This is a genomic window from Chryseobacterium mucoviscidosis (genome assembly GCF_002177115.1).
GTDB lineage: Bacteria > Bacteroidota > Bacteroidia > Flavobacteriales > Weeksellaceae > Chryseobacterium > Chryseobacterium mucoviscidosis.
Genome location: NZ_MVAG01000015.1, coordinates 1 through 237 on the forward strand (window position 1 = coordinate 1; position 237 = coordinate 237).

The 237-nt window shown below is 51.5% G+C and carries 1 pseudogene; it reads right to left on the bottom strand.

Going from position 1 to position 237, the window contains the following annotated elements:
- Positions 1 to 237 (bottom strand): annotated as a pseudogene (gene slyB / locus B0E34_RS22570) (outer membrane lipoprotein SlyB); the annotation flags it as partial.

The window sequence follows — 237 nt, forward strand, 5'->3', positions numbered from 1 at the left end:
ACCTGCAACGGCCCCTGCTGCAGTAGCCAGAGAACGCCCGGTTCCGCCACCAATAGTATTTCCCAGGAAACCACCAAGTACAGCACCGCCAATTGCGCCGATAACGTTGGAATCATCACCGCCCTGAATCTGTACCTGACGTACATTAACGATGGTGCCATAGCTGACATTCTGTACTTGTTTCGCTTCAGAAGCGGTATAAACATCCCCTGACAGGGTGTCGTTATTAACACAACC